This is a genomic window from Pseudomonas sp. B6002, from assembly GCF_013385985.1.
In the GTDB taxonomy this organism is placed as follows: domain Bacteria; phylum Pseudomonadota; class Gammaproteobacteria; order Pseudomonadales; family Pseudomonadaceae; genus Aquipseudomonas.
Map to the genome: position 1 here is coordinate 336549 of NZ_JACAOY010000010.1, position 16115 is coordinate 352663.

The 16115-nt window shown below is 59.2% G+C and carries 15 protein-coding genes; 3 read left to right on the plus strand and 12 right to left on the minus strand.

Annotated features, from left to right (window positions below; genetic code table 11):
* Positions 1–11 precede the first annotated feature (11 nt).
* From HX792_RS15085 to HX792_RS15100, 4 genes are all read right to left on the minus strand, one after another.
* Positions 12–1106, minus strand: a complete 1095-nt coding sequence (locus HX792_RS15085; RefSeq protein ID WP_176996904.1) for a polyamine ABC transporter substrate-binding protein — start codon at positions 1104–1106, stop codon at positions 12–14.
* Positions 1107–1300: 194 nt separating this feature from the next.
* The gene (locus tag HX792_RS15090; RefSeq protein WP_176996835.1) at positions 1301–2665 is read right to left on the minus strand and encodes an aspartate aminotransferase family protein; all 1365 of its coding nucleotides are present in this window, start codon (positions 2663–2665) and stop codon (positions 1301–1303) included.
* A gap of 58 nt (positions 2666–2723) precedes the next feature.
* The gene (locus HX792_RS15095) at positions 2724–4082 is read right to left on the minus strand and encodes a glutamine synthetase family protein (RefSeq protein ID WP_016978997.1); all 1359 of its coding nucleotides are present in this window, start codon (positions 4080–4082) and stop codon (positions 2724–2726) included.
* A gap of 39 nt (positions 4083–4121) precedes the next feature.
* Positions 4122–4901: a gamma-glutamyl-gamma-aminobutyrate hydrolase family protein gene (locus tag HX792_RS15100; protein ID WP_176996836.1), complete on the minus strand. Its 780-nt coding sequence runs from the start codon at positions 4899–4901 to the stop codon at positions 4122–4124.
* Positions 4902–5179: 278 nt separating this feature from the next.
* Here HX792_RS15100 and HX792_RS15105 point away from each other — a divergent pair, with 278 nt between their 5' ends.
* Both HX792_RS15105 and HX792_RS15110 read left to right on the plus strand, forming a co-directional pair.
* On the plus strand, positions 5180–6556 hold the full coding sequence (locus HX792_RS15105) for a glutamine synthetase family protein (protein ID WP_176996837.1): 1377 nt from the start codon (positions 5180–5182) through the stop codon (positions 6554–6556).
* 231 nt (positions 6557–6787) lie between these two features.
* Entirely contained in the window at positions 6788–7417 is a 630-nt protein-coding gene (locus HX792_RS15110; protein ID WP_176996838.1) for a TetR/AcrR family transcriptional regulator, read from the plus strand.
* A gap of 120 nt (positions 7418–7537) precedes the next feature.
* Here HX792_RS15110 and HX792_RS15115 read toward each other — a convergent pair whose 3' ends face one another.
* The 8 genes from HX792_RS15115 to HX792_RS15150 form a co-directional block, all read right to left on the minus strand.
* Positions 7538–7753, minus strand: coding sequence for a molybdopterin-binding protein (locus HX792_RS15115; RefSeq protein WP_003213899.1), 216 nt, complete (start codon positions 7751–7753; stop codon positions 7538–7540).
* A 27-nt stretch (positions 7754–7780) separates the two neighbouring features.
* Positions 7781–8587, minus strand: coding sequence for an aliphatic sulfonates ABC transporter ATP-binding protein (gene ssuB, locus HX792_RS15120; RefSeq protein ID WP_176996839.1), 807 nt, complete (start codon positions 8585–8587; stop codon positions 7781–7783).
* Positions 8584–9372 carry an aliphatic sulfonate ABC transporter permease SsuC gene (ssuC, locus tag HX792_RS15125; protein WP_176996840.1) on the minus strand — a complete coding sequence of 263 codons (789 nt, stop codon included), beginning with the start codon at positions 9370–9372 and terminating at the stop codon, positions 8584–8586. The genes ssuB and ssuC overlap by 4 nt, the downstream gene beginning before the upstream one ends.
* Positions 9373–9381: 9 nt before the next feature.
* Positions 9382–10530, minus strand: coding sequence for an FMNH2-dependent alkanesulfonate monooxygenase (ssuD, locus tag HX792_RS15130; protein ID WP_176996841.1), 1149 nt, complete (start codon positions 10528–10530; stop codon positions 9382–9384).
* Positions 10531–10555: 25 nt separating this feature from the next.
* Positions 10556–11524 (minus strand): sulfonate ABC transporter substrate-binding protein, encoded by a 969-nt coding sequence (locus HX792_RS15135; RefSeq protein WP_176996842.1) that lies wholly within the window; start codon positions 11522–11524, stop codon positions 10556–10558.
* 94 nt (positions 11525–11618) lie between these two features.
* Complete coding sequence (ssuE, locus tag HX792_RS15140; RefSeq protein WP_176996843.1) at positions 11619–12212, minus strand: NADPH-dependent FMN reductase; 594 nt, start codon at positions 12210–12212, stop codon at positions 11619–11621.
* A gap of 280 nt (positions 12213–12492) precedes the next feature.
* Positions 12493–13131, minus strand: coding sequence for a peroxiredoxin (locus HX792_RS15145; protein WP_176996844.1), 639 nt, complete (start codon positions 13129–13131; stop codon positions 12493–12495).
* 272 nt (positions 13132–13403) lie between these two features.
* Positions 13404–14756, minus strand: a complete 1353-nt coding sequence (locus HX792_RS15150; protein WP_176996845.1) for an OprD family porin — start codon at positions 14754–14756, stop codon at positions 13404–13406.
* Positions 14757–15126: 370 nt separating this feature from the next.
* Between HX792_RS15150 and tauA the strand changes: the two genes are divergently transcribed.
* Positions 15127–16113 (plus strand): taurine ABC transporter substrate-binding protein, encoded by a 987-nt coding sequence (gene tauA, locus HX792_RS15155; protein WP_176996846.1) that lies wholly within the window; start codon positions 15127–15129, stop codon positions 16111–16113.
* Positions 16114–16115 lie beyond the last annotated feature (2 nt).

The window sequence follows — 16115 nt, forward strand, 5'->3', positions numbered from 1 at the left end:
TGTTTTAAGGCTTACTTGCCCGATTTGATCTTGGTCCAGCTGCGTGTCATTTCACGCTGGGTTGCAGCCGGCAAGTCAGCAATGGCGTAGAGCTTGGCCTGCACGTCCGCTGGCGGGTAGATGCCCGGGTCGCTGGTGATGTCCTTGTCCACCAGTGCAGTGGCTTTTTCGTTACCGTTCGGGAAACGTACGCTGTTGGTGATCCCGGCCATCACTTTAGGCTCGAGCAGGTAGTTCATGAACTTGTAGGCGGCGTCGACGTTTTCGGCATCTTTAGGGATGGCGACCATGTCATAGAAGCTGCCAGCACCTTCTTTCGGAATGTCGTAGGCCACCTTGACCTTGCCACCGGCCTCAGCCGCGCGGGACTTGGCCTGTTGCACGTCACCCGAGTAACCCACGGCCACGCAGATGTTGCCGTTGGCCAGGTCCGAGATGTACTTGGACGAGTGGAAGTAGCCGATCGATGGGCGCAGCTTGAGGAACAGGTCCTCGGCTTGCTTGAGGTCAGCCTTCTTCTGGGTGTCGGTCGGCAGGCCCAGGTAATGCAGCGCGACTGGCAGCATTTCGGTTGGCGAGTCGAGGAAGCTCACGCCGCAGCTTTTGAGCTTGGCGAGGTTTTCCGGCTTGAGGATCACGTCCCACGAATCGATCTTGTCGATACCCAGTGCGGCCTTGACCTTCTCCGGGTTGTAGCCGATGCCGATCGAGCCCCACATGTACGGGAAGGCGTGCTTGTTGTCCGGGTCGCTGACCGACACGGCTTTGAGCAGGGATTTGTTCAGGTTGTCGTAGTTGGACAGTTTGGACTTGTCCAGCTCCTGGTAGACACCGGCCTTGATCTGCTTGGCGAGGAAGTTGTTCGACGGTACGACGATGTCATAACCGGACTTGCCTGCCAGCAACTTGGCTTCCAGGGTTTCGTTGCTGTCGAAAACGTCGTACACCACCTTGATGCCCGACTCTTTTTCAAAGTTGGCGATGGTGTCCGGTGCAATGTAGTCGGACCAGTTGTACACGTGCAGCACTTTATTGTCTGCCTGGGCCGCGCCCGCCATTGCGCCCATCAGGGACAAGGCGAGGAGGGTCTTGCCAGCGTTCTTCAAACCTAATGCCTTCATTTGGTGATGCTCCAATTTTTTCTTTTTTGGGCCACGTTCTTCATCGTTAAGCGGCCCGTCTAAGGGCAACAAAACAGGGCGACAGTCTGGCAAGTTCCGAGGCCGGCTTTCAACCAAAGCCTCATTTATCACTGCTCAGCACGCAGCGCCCGAAAGCCGCTGCGCACTGAGCCTAGCACTTAGCCCTGCAATGCCGCCAAAGTCAGGTCCAGGCAGTGGCGAGCCTTGGTCACCAGCTCGTCGATTTCAGCCTTGCTGATCACCAGCGACGGCGAAATGATCATGGTGTCGCCCACGGCGCGCATGATCAGGCCATTCTCGAAGCAGAACGTGCGGCAGATCATGCCCACACCTTTGCCCTCGTAGCGTTTGCGCGTGGCTTTGTCCTGCACCAGCTCAATCGCACCGAGCATGCCCACACCGCGCACTTCACCCACCAACGGGTGATCAGCCAGTTCCCTCAGACGTTTCTGCAAATACGGTGCCGTTTCTTCGTGGACACGGCTGACGATTTTTTCATCGCGCATGATGCGGATGTTTTCCAGGGCGACCGCTGCCGCCACCGGGTGACCGGAGTAGGTAAAGCCGTGGTTGAAATCACCGCCTTCGTTGAGCACGGCAACCACTTCGTCGCGCACGATCAGGCCACCCATGGGGATGTAGCCCGAGGTCAGGCCTTTGGCGATGGTCATCATGTGGGGCTTGAGGTCGTAGAAGTCGCTACCGAACCACTCACCGGTACGGCCGAAACCGCAGATCACTTCGTCGGCGACAAACAGGATGTCGTACTTGGCGAGGATCTCCTTGATGCGCGGCCAGTAGGTGTCTGGCGGCACGATCACGCCACCGGCGCCTTGGATCGGCTCAGCAATGAAGGCACCGACGTTGTCCACGCCGACTTCCAGAATCTTCTCTTCGAGCTGATTGGCGGCCCAGATCCCGAACTCTTCCGGGCTCATGTCACCGCCTTCGCCATACCAGTACGGCTGGGCGATGTGGGTGATGCCCGGGATCGGCAAGTCGCCCTGTTCATGCATATAGGTCATGCCGCCCAGGCTGGCGCCGGCCACGGTGGAGCCGTGGTAGCCATTCTTGCGGCTGATGATGGTTTTCTTGTTCGGCTGGCCCTTGATCGCCCAATAGTGGCGGACCATACGCAGCATGGTGTCGTTGCCTTCCGAGCCGGAACCGGTAAAGAACACGTGGTTCATGCCGGCCGGTGCGACGTCGGAAATGACCTTGGCCAGTTCCAGTACAGGCGGGTGGGCGGTCTGGAAGAACAGGTTGTAGTACGGCAGTTCTTTCATTTGCTTGGCGGCAGCGTCAGCCAATTCGTCACGACCGTAACCGATCGCCACGCACCACAAGCCAGCCATGCCATCGAGGATCTTGTTGCCTTCGCTGTCCCACAGGTAAACGCCGTGGGCTTTGGTGATGATCCGTGGGCCCTTCTCTTTCAATTGCTTGAAATCGCTGAACGGCGCCAAGTGATGATCGCTGCTCAAGGCTTGCCATTCACGGGTTTGCGGGTTGTTGCTGGACATACCAATCTCCTAGATGTTTCAGGTGAGGGCGAGCCGTTCCCACGGCCCGCCCGGCGCATCAGACGGCGAAGAGCAGGAATTCCCGCTCCCATGAACTGATCACGCGCTTGAAGTTTTCATGCTCGGCCCGCTTGACCGCGACGTAGCCGGTGATGAATTTCTGACCCAGGTATTTCTCGATGGTCTTGCTGTTTTCCATGCGTTCCAGGGCGTCTTCGATGGTCAGCGGCAGGCGCAGGTTGCGGCGCTCGTAGCCACGGCCGACCACCGGCGCGCTCGGGTTATGGCCTTCGACCATGCCGATGTAGCCGCACAGCAAACTGGCGGCAATCGCCAGGTACGGGTTGGCGTCGGCGCCCGGCAAGCGGTTTTCCACTCGGCGGTTCTGAGGGCCGGCATCCGGTACGCGCAGGCCCACGGTGCGGTTTTCTTCGCCCCATTCCACGTTCACCGGCGCCGAGGTGTCCGGCAGGAAGCGGCGGAACGAGTTCACGTTGGGGGCAAACAACGGCAGCAATTCAGGGATGAATTTCTGCAGGCCACCAATGTGGTTGAGGAACAGCTGGCTCATGGTCCCGTCTTCATTGGAGAAGACGTTTTTGCCGGTAGCGATGTCGATGATGCTCTGGTGCAGGTGCATCGCGCTGCCGGGCTCGCCGGTCATCGGCTTGGCCATGAAGGTGGCGGCCACGTCGTGCTTGAGCGCGGCTTCACGCATGGTGCGCTTGAACACCAGGATCTGGTCGGCCAGGGACAGGGCATCGCCGTGACGGAAGTTAATTTCCATCTGCGCCGTGCCGTCCTCGTGGATCAGGGTGTCGAGGTCCAGTTCCTGCAGTTCGCACCAGTCGTAGACGTCTTCGAACAGCGGGTCGAATTCGTTGGCCGCTTCTATAGAGAAGGACTGGCGACCAGTCTCCGGGCGCCCGGAACGGCCAATCGGCGGTTGCAGCGGGAAGTCCGGGTCTTCGCAGCGCTTGGTCAGGTAGAACTCCATCTCCGGCGCCACGATGGGCTGCCAGCCTTTGTCGGCGTAGAGCTTGAGGACTTTCTTGAGCACGTTGCGCGGCGACAGCTCGATCGGGTTGCCTTGTTTGTCGTAGGTGTCGTGGATCACCTGGGCGGTCGGCTCGATGGCCCAAGGCACCAGGTACACGGCGTTCTGGTCGGGGCGGCAGATCATGTCGATGTCGGCCGGGTCGAGCAGTTCGTAATAGATGTCGTCTTCGACATAGTCGCCGGTCACGGTCTGCAACAGAACGCTCTCGGGCAGGCGCATGCCTTTCTCGGCGATGAACTTGTTGGTCGGCGAGATCTTGCCCCGGGTGATGCCCGTGAGGTCGCCAATCATGCATTCGACTTCTGTGATCTTGTGGTCTTTCAACCAATCGGTGAGCTGGTCGAGGTTGTTACTCATAAATGCCTCTGGGCTGGGTTTCCTGACATCCATTAAAGGTCAGGCGTTGGTTGACGCAGCATCCGCGTCGCGTTGCATCGCCCGCTTTCGACAGGCGGTGCCAAATGCCTGGAAGATCGCTAGGTAGTGCGGGTTAGAGCTTACCTGCCATTCGGGGTGCCATTGCACTCCTAAAGCAAAAGCCTTGCCCTGTTTCACCGAAAAAGCTTCGATCAGGCCGTCCGGCGCCGTCGCTTCGACCAGAAGCCCAGGCGCCAGGCGGTCGACGCCCTGCCCGTGGATCGAGTTGACCTCAATCGTCTGTGGCAACCCCAGGCTTGCCAATACCCCATTCGGGGAGATCGCCACGGCGTGCGCCGGGCCGTACTGGACTTCCAGCGGCTGGGTGTCGTCTTCGCGGTGATCCATCATGCCCGGCACTTCATGAACCTTCTGGTGCAGGCTGCCGCCAAACGCCACGTTCATCTCCTGGAAGCCCCGGCAGATGCCCAGCACGGGAACGCCTGCCGCCATCGCGGCGCGCAGCAACGGCAATGTGGTCTGGTCGCGTGCAGAATCATGAGCAGTCCCGGGCGCGCTGGCCGGACCGTCGTAGTGAAAGGGTTCGATATTGGAGGGAGAACCGGTAAACAGGATGCCGTCCAGACCGTCAAGAATATTGGCCGGGTCGAGCAGATGCCCAAGGGACGGAATGATCAATGGCAAGCCCTTGGCAGCGGTGGCCACTGCACGGACGTATTTGTCGCCACTGATGTGATAAGCATGCAGACCGACCTGTTTGGAGCAGGCGGTGACGCCGATTAACGGCAGGCGAGACATGAAGCACCCCGGTATTATTGCTGTTATGGGTTTGAATCGAGCTTAGCCTTGTTCATTTTTTTACACAACACCCCCGTAAAAAATACAACACGGCCCGCTCAAGCCTGCTAGTCCCAAGCCGTCCAAACCCAAAAAACCGCCCCAAAAAGCCCCAAAAAAGCCTTCGAGGCGCTTTTTTAGGGCAAAAAAGGCCTCGCTTGACTTCGGCATGCCGTTCGGGTTGACTGAAACCAGAAAAGATCAATGATTGATATTTTTAACAACAAAGGTGTTGCATCATGTCGGTACCCCCGCGTGCCGTTCAGCTTAACGAAGCGAACGCGTTCCTTAAGGATCATCCTGAGGTTCTGTACGTAGACCTTCTAATTGCGGATATGAATGGTGTGGTGCGCGGCAAGCGCATCGAACGCACCAGCCTCCACAAGGTTTACGAGAAGGGCATTAACCTGCCTGCCTCTTTATTTGCCCTGGATATCAACGGCTCGACGGTGGAAAGCACCGGCCTGGGTCTGGACATCGGTGATGCTGACCGAATCTGTTATCCGATCCCCGACACCCTGTGCAATGAACCCTGGCAAAAGCGCCCTACCGCGCAACTGCTGATGACCATGCACGAACTTGAAGGTGAACCTTTCTTCGCCGATCCGCGCGAAGTGCTCCGCCAAGTTGTAAGCAAATTTGACGACCTCGGTCTGACCATCTGCGCCGCTTTCGAACTTGAGTTCTACCTGATCGACCAGGAGAACGTGAACGGCCGCCCACAACCGCCCCGCTCGCCGATTTCCGGCAAACGCCCGCACTCGACACAGGTCTACCTGATCGACGACCTCGACGAATACGTCGACTGCCTCCAGGACATCCTGGAAGGTGCCAAAGAGCAAGGCATCCCGGCCGACGCCATCGTCAAGGAAAGTGCCCCGGCGCAGTTCGAAGTGAACCTGCACCACGTGGCCGACCCGATCAAGGCCTGCGACTACGCCGTACTGCTCAAGCGCCTGATCAAGAACATCGCCTACGACCATGAGATGGACACCACCTTCATGGCCAAGCCTTACCCAGGCCAGGCAGGCAACGGTTTGCACGTGCACATTTCGATCCTGGACAAGGAAGGCAAGAACATCTTTGCCAGCGAGGATCCCGAGCAGAACGCCGCATTGCGTCACGCGATCGGCGGTGTGCTCGAGACCCTACCCGCCCAAATGGCGTTCCTGTGCCCCAACGTCAACTCCTACCGTCGTTTCGGCGCACAGTTCTACGTGCCGAACTCGCCGTGCTGGGGCCTGGACAACCGCACCGTGGCGATTCGCGTACCCACCGGCTCGTCCGACGCGGTGCGTATCGAGCACCGTGTGGCCGGTGCCGACGCCAACCCTTACCTGCTGATGGCTTCGGTCCTGGCAGGCGTGCACCACGGCCTGACCAACAAGATCGAGCCCAACGCACCGGTGGAAGGCAACAGCTACGAGCAGAACGAGCAGAGCCTGCCGAACAACCTGCGCGATGCATTGCGCGAGTTGGACGACAGCGAGGTGATGGCCAAGTACATCGATCCTAAATACATCGATATCTTCGTCGCCTGTAAGGAAAGTGAGCTGGAAGAGTTTGAACACTCCATCTCCGACCTTGAGTACAACTGGTACCTGCACACCGTGTAAGGGTTGGTTGTATTGAAAGAACGCCGCAGGCTTTTGGCCTGCGGCGTTTTTTTATGGGTTTTTCCAGGTAGGCCGAGGTGACTTCATCGCAGGCAAGCCAGCTCCCACAGTTGACCGAGTTCCAACTTTGAAATGCAGTCCACTGTGGGAGCTGGCTTGCCTGCGATGGCGGCCTTGAAGACAACACCCATTCCTGCTCATACAATGCCCGCTGCCTTGTAGGAGACTTCCATGACCACCCGCCCCGCCGCTCCTCGCAAACCCCGCGCCCGCAGCCAGGCCCGGATCGACGCGATTCTCGACGCCGCCCGCACCTTGCTGGCCGCCGAAGGCGTGGCCGGTTTGTCGATCTACAGCGTGGCCGAGCGGGCGCAGATTCCGCCGTCGTCGGTGTACCACTTCTTCGCCAGCGTGCCGGCCCTTCTCGAAGCACTGACCGCCGATGTGCACGCGGCATTCCGGGCCGCCATCCAGGCACCCATCGACCATGAATCACTCAAGCACTGGCGGGACCTGTCCTATATCGTCGAACACCGCATGCTCACCATCTACGAGCAGGACGCCGCCGCCCGCCAGTTGATCCTGGCGCAGCACGGCCTGACGGAAGTGACCCAGGCGGACCGCCAGCATGATCTGGAATTGGGCGACTTGATGTTTGCTGTGTTCAACCGCCATTTCAACGTGCCGACACTGCCAACCGATGTGGATGTGTTTGCACTGGCGCTGGAACTGAGCGACCGCGTGTACGCGCGCTCGGTGCATCAGCATGGGCTGATCACACCGCGCATGGCGGAGGAAGGGATGCGGGTGTTTGATGCGTATGTGGGGCTGTATTTGCCAGCCTACTTGCCCAAGCGCTGAGCCTGGACTGGCCTCATCGCAGGCAAGCCAGCTCCCACATTTGACCGAGTTCCAAATTTGGAATGCCTTTAAATGTGGGAGCGGGCTTGCCCGCGATGAGGGCCTGAGGAACGCCGCCAATCACAACTTGGCGATCGATACCTCGGTGGATTTAACGAAGGCAATCACTTCGCTGCCAATCACCAGTTCCAGCTCTTTGACCGAGCGAGTCGTGATCACCGACGTGACGATGCCGGACGCCGTCTGCACGTCGATTTCCGACAGCACGTCGCCTTCGACGATTTCCTTGATGGTGCCTTTGAACTGGTTACGCACGTTGATGGCTTTAATAGTCATGGTGTTCTTCCTTCAGGGACGAGTGAGTTATTGAGCCCAACGCAATTGCGTAGGCAGCGGTGAAACAGGTTCGGGTTCCGGCGGCGAGCCCGGCAACGACAGCACGCGGTTGAGCACTTCGGCTTCCAGCGCAGCCAGGCGGTGTGAGCCCCGGGCGCGTGGACGCGGCAGGTCGACGACCAGGTCGAGGCCGATCTCGCCGTCTTCGATCAGGATCACGCGGTCGGCAATCGCCACGGCTTCGCTGACGTCGTGGGTCACCAGCAACACGGTGAATCCATGCTTCTGCCAGAGGTTTTCAATCAGTTGCTGCATCTCGATGCGGGTCAGGGCATCCAGCGCACCCAGCGGCTCATCAAGCAGCAACAGACGCGGCTGGTGGATCAGGGCGCGGGCCAGAGCCACGCGCTGCTTTTGGCCACCGGACAAGGCCGCTGGCCATTCATTCGCACGTTCGGCCAGGCCCACAGCTTCCAAGGCTTCCAACGCCTGGGGACGCCAGTTGCCCTTGAGGCCGAGGCCCACGTTGTCGATGATCTTTTTCCACGGCAGCAAGCGCGCTTCCTGGAACATCAACCGCGTGTCTTCAATCGCTTCGCTCAAGGGCGCGGAGCCGGCCAGCAGCTCGCCGCCGGTGGCTTTGTCCAAACCGGCCAGCAGGCGCAGCAAGGTACTTTTGCCGCAACCACTGCGGCCGACCACGGCCACGAACTGGCCAGCGGGGATGTGCAGGTCGATCTCTTTGAGCACTTCCCGCGTGCCAAACGCCTTGCGCAACTTGCGCACCGCCAGCGGGATGCCTTTCAACAGGCGTGGAGGTTGTTGAGCCGTCATGCCGCACCTCCTTTATTCACTTGATAAGCCGGGTGCCAGCGCAGCCACACACGCTCCAGGCCGCGTGCCGCCAGGTCGGCCAGCTTGCCGAGGATGGCGTACATCACGATGGCGAGTACCACCACGTCGGTCTGCAGGAATTCACGGGCGTTCATCGCCAGGTAACCGATGCCGGAGCTGGCCGAGATGGTTTCCGCCACGATCAGCGTCAGCCACATGAAGCCCAGGGCAAAGCGCACACCCACCAGGATCGACGGCAACGCGCCCGGCAGGATCACCTGGCGAAACAAGCTGAAACCGGACAAGCCGTAGCTGCGCGACATTTCCACCAGCGCCGGGTCGACGTTGCGGATGCCGTGGTAGGTATTGAGGTAGATCGGGAACAGCGTGCCGAGGGCGACCAGGAAAATCTTCGCGGTCTCGTCAATGCCGAACCACAGGATCACCAGCGGGATCAGCGCCAGGTGCGGCACGTTGCGGATCATCTGCACCGAGCTGTCCAGCAGGCGTTCGCCCCACTTCGACAAGCCGGTGATAAAGCCCAGGGCCAGACCGATGCTGCCACCGATCACAAACCCCAGGCCCGCACGCCAGCCGCTGATCGCCAGGTGCGTCCAGATTTCGCCGCTGCGTACCAGGTTAATCCCGGCTTCGATCACCGCGCTGGGGGCCGGCAGAATGCGCGTCGACAACCAACCGGCTGACACCGACAACTGCCAGATCGCCAACAACAGGATCGGCAGCACCCAAGGGGCCACGCGATGGCTTAATTTTTCAAAGTTCATGGCGGCGCCTCAACTCTGTGACGCAGCTTTGGGAAGGATGTCGTTGGCGACCATCTCGCCGAACGGGCTGACGTAACCGGCGCTTTTCGGCAGCTCGGAACGCTCGATGTCCAGATGCGGGAACAGCAGTTCGGCCACCCGATACGATTCTTCCAAGTGGGGATAACCGGAGAAGATAAAGGTGTCGATGCCCAGGGCTGCGTATTCCTTGACCCGCGCCGCAACGGTTGGGCCATCGCCCACCAGCGCGGTGCCGGCACCACCGCGCACCAGGCCAACGCCTGCCCACAGGTTGGGGCTGACTTCGAGGTTGTCGCGATTGCCGCCATGCAAGGCCGCCATGCGCTGCTGGCCGACGGAATCGAAGCGCGCCAGGGAGGCCTGGGCACGGGCGATGGTGTCGTCGTCCAGGTGGGAGATCAGTTTGTCAGCGGCTTTCCACGCCTCGTCGTTGGTTTCACGCACGATCACGTGCAGGCGAATGCCGAAGCGCACGGTACGTCCCAGCTTGGCGGCCTTGGCGCGTACCTGTTCGATTTTTTCCGCGACGGCAGCGGGCGGCTCGCCCCAGGTCAGCACCATTTCCACTTGCTCGGCCGCCAGGTCCTGGGCGGCTTCGGAAGAACCGCCGAAGTACAGCGGCGGACGCGGTTGCTGGATCGGTGGGTAGAGCAATTTCGCGCCTTTTACGCTGATGTGCTGGCCGTCGTAATCCACAGTTTCGCCTTCCAGCACACGGCGCCAGATACGGGTGAACTCCACCGAGGCCTGGTAACGCTCTTCGTGGCTGAGGAACAAGCCATCGCCGGCCAATTCTTCCGGATCACCGCCGGTCACCAGGTTGAACAGCGCACGGCCACCGGACAGGCGGTCCAGGGTTGCGGCCTGACGCGCCGCTACCGTCGGGGAAATGATCCCGGGGCGCAGGGCAACGAGGAATTTCAGACGCTGGGTCACCGGAATCAGCGAGGCGGCCACCAGCCACGAGTCCTCGCAGGAGCGGCCGGTAGGGATCAGCACCCCGCCGAAGCCCAGGCGATCAGCGGCCTGGGCCACTTGCTGCAGGTAACCGTGGTCGACGGCGCGAGCGCCTTCGGCGGTGCCAAGGTAATGGCCGTCGCCGTGGGTAGGCAGGAACCAGAAAATATTGAGGCTCATGGAGTTGTCTCCTGAAGAAGTCGGATTACGGCGCTTTGGCAACGGCGGCGGGTGGCGTCCAGATGACGTCCTTGATATTCAAGGGCTTGGGGATCAGTTTGAGTTGGTAGAAGCTGTCGGCGATTTTTTGCTGGGCGGCGACCACTTCCGGGGTCAGGAACAGCGCGCCGTAGCCCTGGCGTTTCACCGAGGTCAAGGTGATGTCAGCCGGCAGGCCGAGCAGCGGGGCAACTTGTTCGGTGACTTCCTGTGGATTGGCCTTGGACCATTCGCCCACCGCGCGCACTTCTTCCACCAGTGCCTTGATCACTTCCGGGTGTTTTTCGGCGTAGGGTTTGGTTGCCAGGTAAAACTGGTGGTTGTCGGCAATGCCGGTGCCGTCACGCAGGGTGCGGGCTTGCAGCTGCTTCTCGGCAGCGGCCTGGTACGGGTCCCAGATCACCCAGGCGTCCACGCTGCCACGCTCGAACGCGGCACGGGCATCGGCGGGCGGCAGGAATACGGTCTGCACGTCGGAGTATTTGAGGCCGGCGTCTTCCAGCGCACGTACCAGCAGGTAGTGCACGTTGGAGCCTTTGTTGAGTACGACTTTCTTGCCCTTGAGCTCGGCCACCGATTTGATCGGCGAGTCTTTGGGCACCAGGATCGCTTCGCTGGTCGGCGCTGGCGGTTCGTAGGCGACGTAGAGCAGGTCCGCACCGGCGGCCTGGGCGAATACCGGTGGGGTCTCGCCGGTGACGCCGAAGTCGATGGAGCCGACGTTCAGGCCTTCGAGCAATTGCGGGCCACCAGGGAACTCAGTCCACTGCACGTTCACGCCCTGGGCAGCCAGGCGCTTCTCGAGCGTGCCCTTGGCCTTGAGCAGCACCAGGGTGCCGTATTTCTGATAACCGATCCGCAGGGTTTCGGCAGCGTGGGCTTGAACAATGGCGCCGAAGGACACAGCCGCAGCAAACAGTGCGACCAGACCACGACGCAAGATGACAGTGCGCATGGCGCTCTCTCCAAATAGTGCGTTTAGGGGGTTGGCTGCACCTGCTTGGCCGTTGGCGGCTGAGTAAGGTGAGTACTACAAAATCCGGTAAGGCTTAGATGCTCCAGCGAGCACTCAACAAACGTTCATTCAACACATGGGGGTCCAGCGGTTTCGGGCGACGGGCCATGGCGCTGTAGAAGGTTTCCAGGGCCTCGTGCAAACGGTGCTCAAGCACCGGCACCAATTGCGCCTGGGCACTGCCTTCGCCATAGGCGATCTGGCTGTCTTCGGCAAAGATGCCGTGGAGCAATTCCTGGGCTTTGAGCGCGGACAACACCGGCTTCAGGGCGTAGTCCACCGCCAGCATGTGGGCGATGCTGCCGCCTGTGGCCATCGGCAAGACGATCTTGTGGGCCAGGGCGCGTTCGGGCAGCAGGTCCAGCACGGTTTTCAGCGCCCCGGAGAACGAGGCCTTGTACACCGGCGTGGCGATCACCAGGCCATCGGCGTTGGCGACTTGCTGCAACAGGTCGATGACTTTGGGGCTGTCGAAGCGTGCGTGCAGCAAGTCTTCGGCCGGGAAGTCCCGTATCTGATAACTCACCACTTCCACGCCTTTTTGCTGTAGCCACTGACGGGTTTTATCCAGCAAGACCCCGGAGCGGGAACGCTGGCTGGGACTGCCTCCAAGTGTTACGACCAGCATGCAGGTATTCCTTGAGCAAGTGTCGGCGGTTCGCTGTGTGGCGATGTCGCCAAGATGGAACAGACCTTATCAGCACATTTATATATCTATAAATCTTATTTTTTCATTTGTTTATTCTTAAAGTGCATATGAGATTCAAGCATCTACAGGCGAAAAAAAAGGCCGTCGAAACGGCCTGAAAACCCCTGCTATGTGATTCGTCAGAAATATTGCTATCGCCGGCAAGCCGGCTCCTACAGGTGATCGCATTGTAGGAGCCGGCTTGCCGGCGATAGCGATCTCAGCGATTAGGCTGAGGGGTGAGCCGCAGGTACGGCTTCACAGCGCGGTAACCCTTTGGAAAGCGTTTCTTGATCTCTTCCTCGTCCTTGAGCGACGGCACGATCACCACCTCATCACCGTCCTGCCAGTTGGCGGGCGTGGCGACCTTGTGGTTGTCGGTCAGCTGCAGCGAGTCGATGACCCGCAGGATTTCGTGGAAGTTGCGGCCGGTGCTGGCCGGGTAGGTGATGGTCAGGCGGATCTTCTTGTTCGGGTCGATCACGAACAAGGAACGTACGGTAAGGGTGTCGCTGGCATTCGGGTGGATCAGGTCGTACAGGTCCGACACTTTGCGATCGGCATCGGCCAGGATCGGGAAGTTGACGACGGTGTGTTGGGTTTCGTTGATGTCTTCGATCCACTTGTGGTGCGAGTCCACCGGGTCGACCGACAGGGCGATGGCCTTGACGCCACGCTTGGCAAATTCATCCTTGAGCTTGGCGGTAAAGCCCAGCTCCGTGGTGCACACCGGAGTGAAGTCCGCCGGGTGGGAGAACAGCACGCCCCAGCTATCGCCCAGCCACTCGTAGAAACGAATCTTGCCGGCGCTGGAATCCTGTTCAAAGTCGGGGGCGATGTCGCCCAGTCTTAGGCTCATGGTGTGGCTCCTGGTGAGTGCTTATGGAGCCCACTGTGCATGCATTGCGGATTATTTAAAAAGAATAAATATCGATTTATCTAGACGATAAAGGAATATTAAAAATCTGTTCACTGGACGCGGGAAAGGCCGAGGATCAACATCCATCACAAGGTTCGAGAAGGCCTTGAGACGCTGTACTAGAGGGGATTCGGGAAGGGCTTGCGGGGGTTGAGCCCGACTTGAAAGCAAGACACCTTGCCCGGCATTGCGCCGGGCAAGGTTTTACGCTCTTACAACAGCGGGATCGAGTAGCTGACGATCAAGCGGTTTTCGTCCTGGGAACGGGTGTTCGCCAGGTCGGTACGCCACATAGCGTTTTTCCACGCTACGCCGAGGTTTTTCAGCGGACCTTCTGGCACAACGTAAGCCAGAGTCAGGTCGCGTTCCCACTCGGTTTTATCACCGATGGTGGTGTTGATGTTGTCGCCACGCAGGTAGACCACACCAGCCGTCAGGCCAGGTACGCCAACCTTGGCGAAGTCATAGGCGTAACGCGCTTGCCAGGTACGCTCGCCGGCACGGGCGAACTTCTGGATTTGCATGTCGGTGGTGGTGCTGTTCGACGAGCCATCGCCTTGGTTCAGCCAAGGGAAGTCGCTGTCGCCCTTGGTGTACTGATAACCGCCACCGAAGGTGTGGCCGTTAACCGAGTACAGCGCCAGGTAGCTGTACAGATCGTTGTCAACCTTGCCGCGAGTCTTGGTGGCAGTGGTCGGGTGATCCGAGTAGTAACCAGTGGTGTAGTAGCCAGCGGTGTCACCGTTAGCACCGTTGTCGCGGCTGCGGTAGTAACGCAGGTCGCTTTTCAGGACGCCAGGGCCGATAGCCCAGTTGTGCACCAGACCCAAGAAGTTCTGCGAGTAAAATTCTTTCAGCTCGCCGTGGTAGAACGAGGCGGTCAGATCCTTGGTGATCTTGTAGTCGGCACCAGCGTAGTAGAATTTGTTGCTGAACTTGCCGGTATCGTAGTTGGAGCTGTTGTTCGCACCCGCAATCGAGAGGTTCTCGTTGTTGCTGGAGTTACGGCCTTTGACGCTGTCGATTTGACCAGCAGTCAGGGTCAGGTCCTTGATATCGTTGGAAACGATCTCGCCGCCCTGGAAAGTTTGTGGCAGCAGACGACCATCGTTGAACTTGATGACCGGGTTGTTCGGCTGCAGGGTGCCCAATTTCAGCACGGTCTGGGAGATCTTGACCTTACCGGTCACACCCAGGCTGGCGAAATCATTGACGGCAGTGTTGCCATCGCTTGGGAACACAGTACCGCCCGAAGCGGTGCCGCTGTAGTTACCGTGGTTGGCACGGCTGGAGTCCAGACGCACGCCGTACAGGCCAATAGCGTCAACACCGAACTGAACGGTACCTTGGGTGAAACCCGAGATGAAACGCAGATCGAAGCCTTGGCCCCACTCAGCGTTCTTGCTGCGAGTGGTGGTGCCTGGGGCGCCATCACGGTTGTCAGTGTTGATGTAGAAGTTACGCAGCCCCAGTGTGGCCTTGCTGTCTTCGACGAAACCGGCGGAGTGTGCCTGTTGGGCAATTGCAGCCACAGCCACGGCCAACGCCAATGTTGACTTCTTCATGTACCGCTCCTCTCATTTCTAATTTTTGTATTTCTAAGGTCTCGGGTCTGACGCCCTTGATCCACAGATGCGCGATTAGCGCCAGATAGTGACTACCAAGTCAATCGTAACCTTGTGTGTCTACTACCTTCGTCTAACCGCAGTTAATTTGGTCCCTGCAGGGTAATGAGTTTTTCATACACCCAAAAAGAATTGTTTCATTCTTTTTCATACGATCCAGGAATAAGGCTTTCCATGAAGCGAGCGAGTCAGCATAGACAAACCGCTCCATAAGCTAATTCCTAAAGGGTATTTACCAGCCTTTTTTTAGATCGATTAGTGTGGCCGTACTGTTGCATACGTCACCCACGATCAAAAAGGCGACGCCATCATGGCCAAACGCACATCCTCCCGTCAATTTGTTACAGTTTTTGTGTCACTAATACTTTCTTTTGGTGTCAAAGCGGCCGATTTAACCATCGGTTACCAAACCGGTATTGACCCCAGCAAAGTCCCCCAGGCCGACGGCCTCTATGAGAAGGCCATAGGCGAGAAGATCGCCTGGCGCCGATTCAACAGTGGGCCTGAAGTCGTGACGGCCATCGCCTCCGGCGATGTACAGATCGGCAACCTGGGTTCCAGCCCGCTCGCAGCGGCGGCTTCACGCAATCTGCCGATCGTGGCGTTTATCGTATCGGCGCAGATCAATGCTTCTGAAGCCTTGGTGGTGCGCAACGGCAGCGGCATCGACGCGCCGCAGGACCTGGTCGGCAAGACCATCGCCACGCCCTTTGTCTCAACCTCTCATTACAGCCTGCTCGGCGCCCTGAAGCACTGGGGCCTGGACACTAAAAAAGTCAAAGTGGTGAACCTGCAACCGGCCGAAATCGCCGCCGCGTGGAAACGTGGCGATATTGACGGCGCGTTCGTGTGGTCGCCCGCCTTGGGCGAGATCCGCAAGACCGGAAAAACCCTGACAGACGCGGCCCAGGTGGGTCAGTGGGGTGCGCCCACCTTTGAAGTGTGGGTGGCTCGCAAGGATTTCGCCGAAAAACATCCTGACGTAGTGGCCAAGTTTGCCAAGGTCACCCTCGACTCATTCGCCGACTACGCCGCCCATAAAGAGAGCTGGACAGTCGACTCCGAGCCCGTGCAAAAAATCGCTAAATTGACAGGCTCAAACGCCGCCGACATTCCTGAGTTGTTGGCCGGCACCACATTCCCCGACGCCAAGGCGCAGCAAACCGACGCACTGCTTAATGGCGGCACGGCGAAGGCGATTGGGGAAACAGCGAAGTTCTTGAAGGAACAGGGGAAGGTCGAGACGGTACTGCCGGACTATTCGGCGTACGTAACTGACAAATTCATCAAGCCCTGACA

Excerpts from the sequence above, each read along its gene's own strand:
- HX792_RS15095 (WP_016978997.1), bottom strand. The coding sequence starts at position 4,082 with ATGAGTAACAACCTCGACCAGCTCACCGATTGGTTGAAAGACCACAAG.
- HX792_RS15110 (WP_176996838.1), top strand. The coding sequence starts at position 6,788 with ATGACCACCCGCCCCGCCGCTCCTCGCAAACCCCGCGCCCGCAGCCAG.
- HX792_RS15150 (WP_176996845.1), bottom strand. The coding sequence starts at position 14,756 with ATGAAGAAGTCAACATTGGCGTTGGCCGTGGCTGTGGCTGCAATTGCC.
- HX792_RS15105 (WP_176996837.1), top strand. The coding sequence starts at position 5,180 with ATGTCGGTACCCCCGCGTGCCGTTCAGCTTAACGAAGCGAACGCGTTC.
- HX792_RS15100 (WP_176996836.1), bottom strand. The coding sequence starts at position 4,901 with ATGTCTCGCCTGCCGTTAATCGGCGTCACCGCCTGCTCCAAACAGGTC.
- tauA (WP_176996846.1), top strand. The coding sequence starts at position 15,127 with ATGGCCAAACGCACATCCTCCCGTCAATTTGTTACAGTTTTTGTGTCA.
- HX792_RS15145 (WP_176996844.1), bottom strand. The coding sequence starts at position 13,131 with ATGAGCCTAAGACTGGGCGACATCGCCCCCGACTTTGAACAGGATTCC.
- HX792_RS15135 (WP_176996842.1), bottom strand. The coding sequence starts at position 11,524 with ATGCGCACTGTCATCTTGCGTCGTGGTCTGGTCGCACTGTTTGCTGCG.
- HX792_RS15115 (WP_003213899.1), bottom strand. The coding sequence starts at position 7,753 with ATGACTATTAAAGCCATCAACGTGCGTAACCAGTTCAAAGGCACCATC.
- ssuD (WP_176996841.1), bottom strand. The coding sequence starts at position 10,530 with ATGAGCCTCAATATTTTCTGGTTCCTGCCTACCCACGGCGACGGCCAT.
- ssuE (WP_176996843.1), bottom strand. The coding sequence starts at position 12,212 with ATGCTGGTCGTAACACTTGGAGGCAGTCCCAGCCAGCGTTCCCGCTCC.
- HX792_RS15090 (WP_176996835.1), bottom strand. The coding sequence starts at position 2,665 with ATGTCCAGCAACAACCCGCAAACCCGTGAATGGCAAGCCTTGAGCAGC.
- ssuC (WP_176996840.1), bottom strand. The coding sequence starts at position 9,372 with ATGAACTTTGAAAAATTAAGCCATCGCGTGGCCCCTTGGGTGCTGCCG.
- ssuB (WP_176996839.1), bottom strand. The coding sequence starts at position 8,587 with ATGACGGCTCAACAACCTCCACGCCTGTTGAAAGGCATCCCGCTGGCG.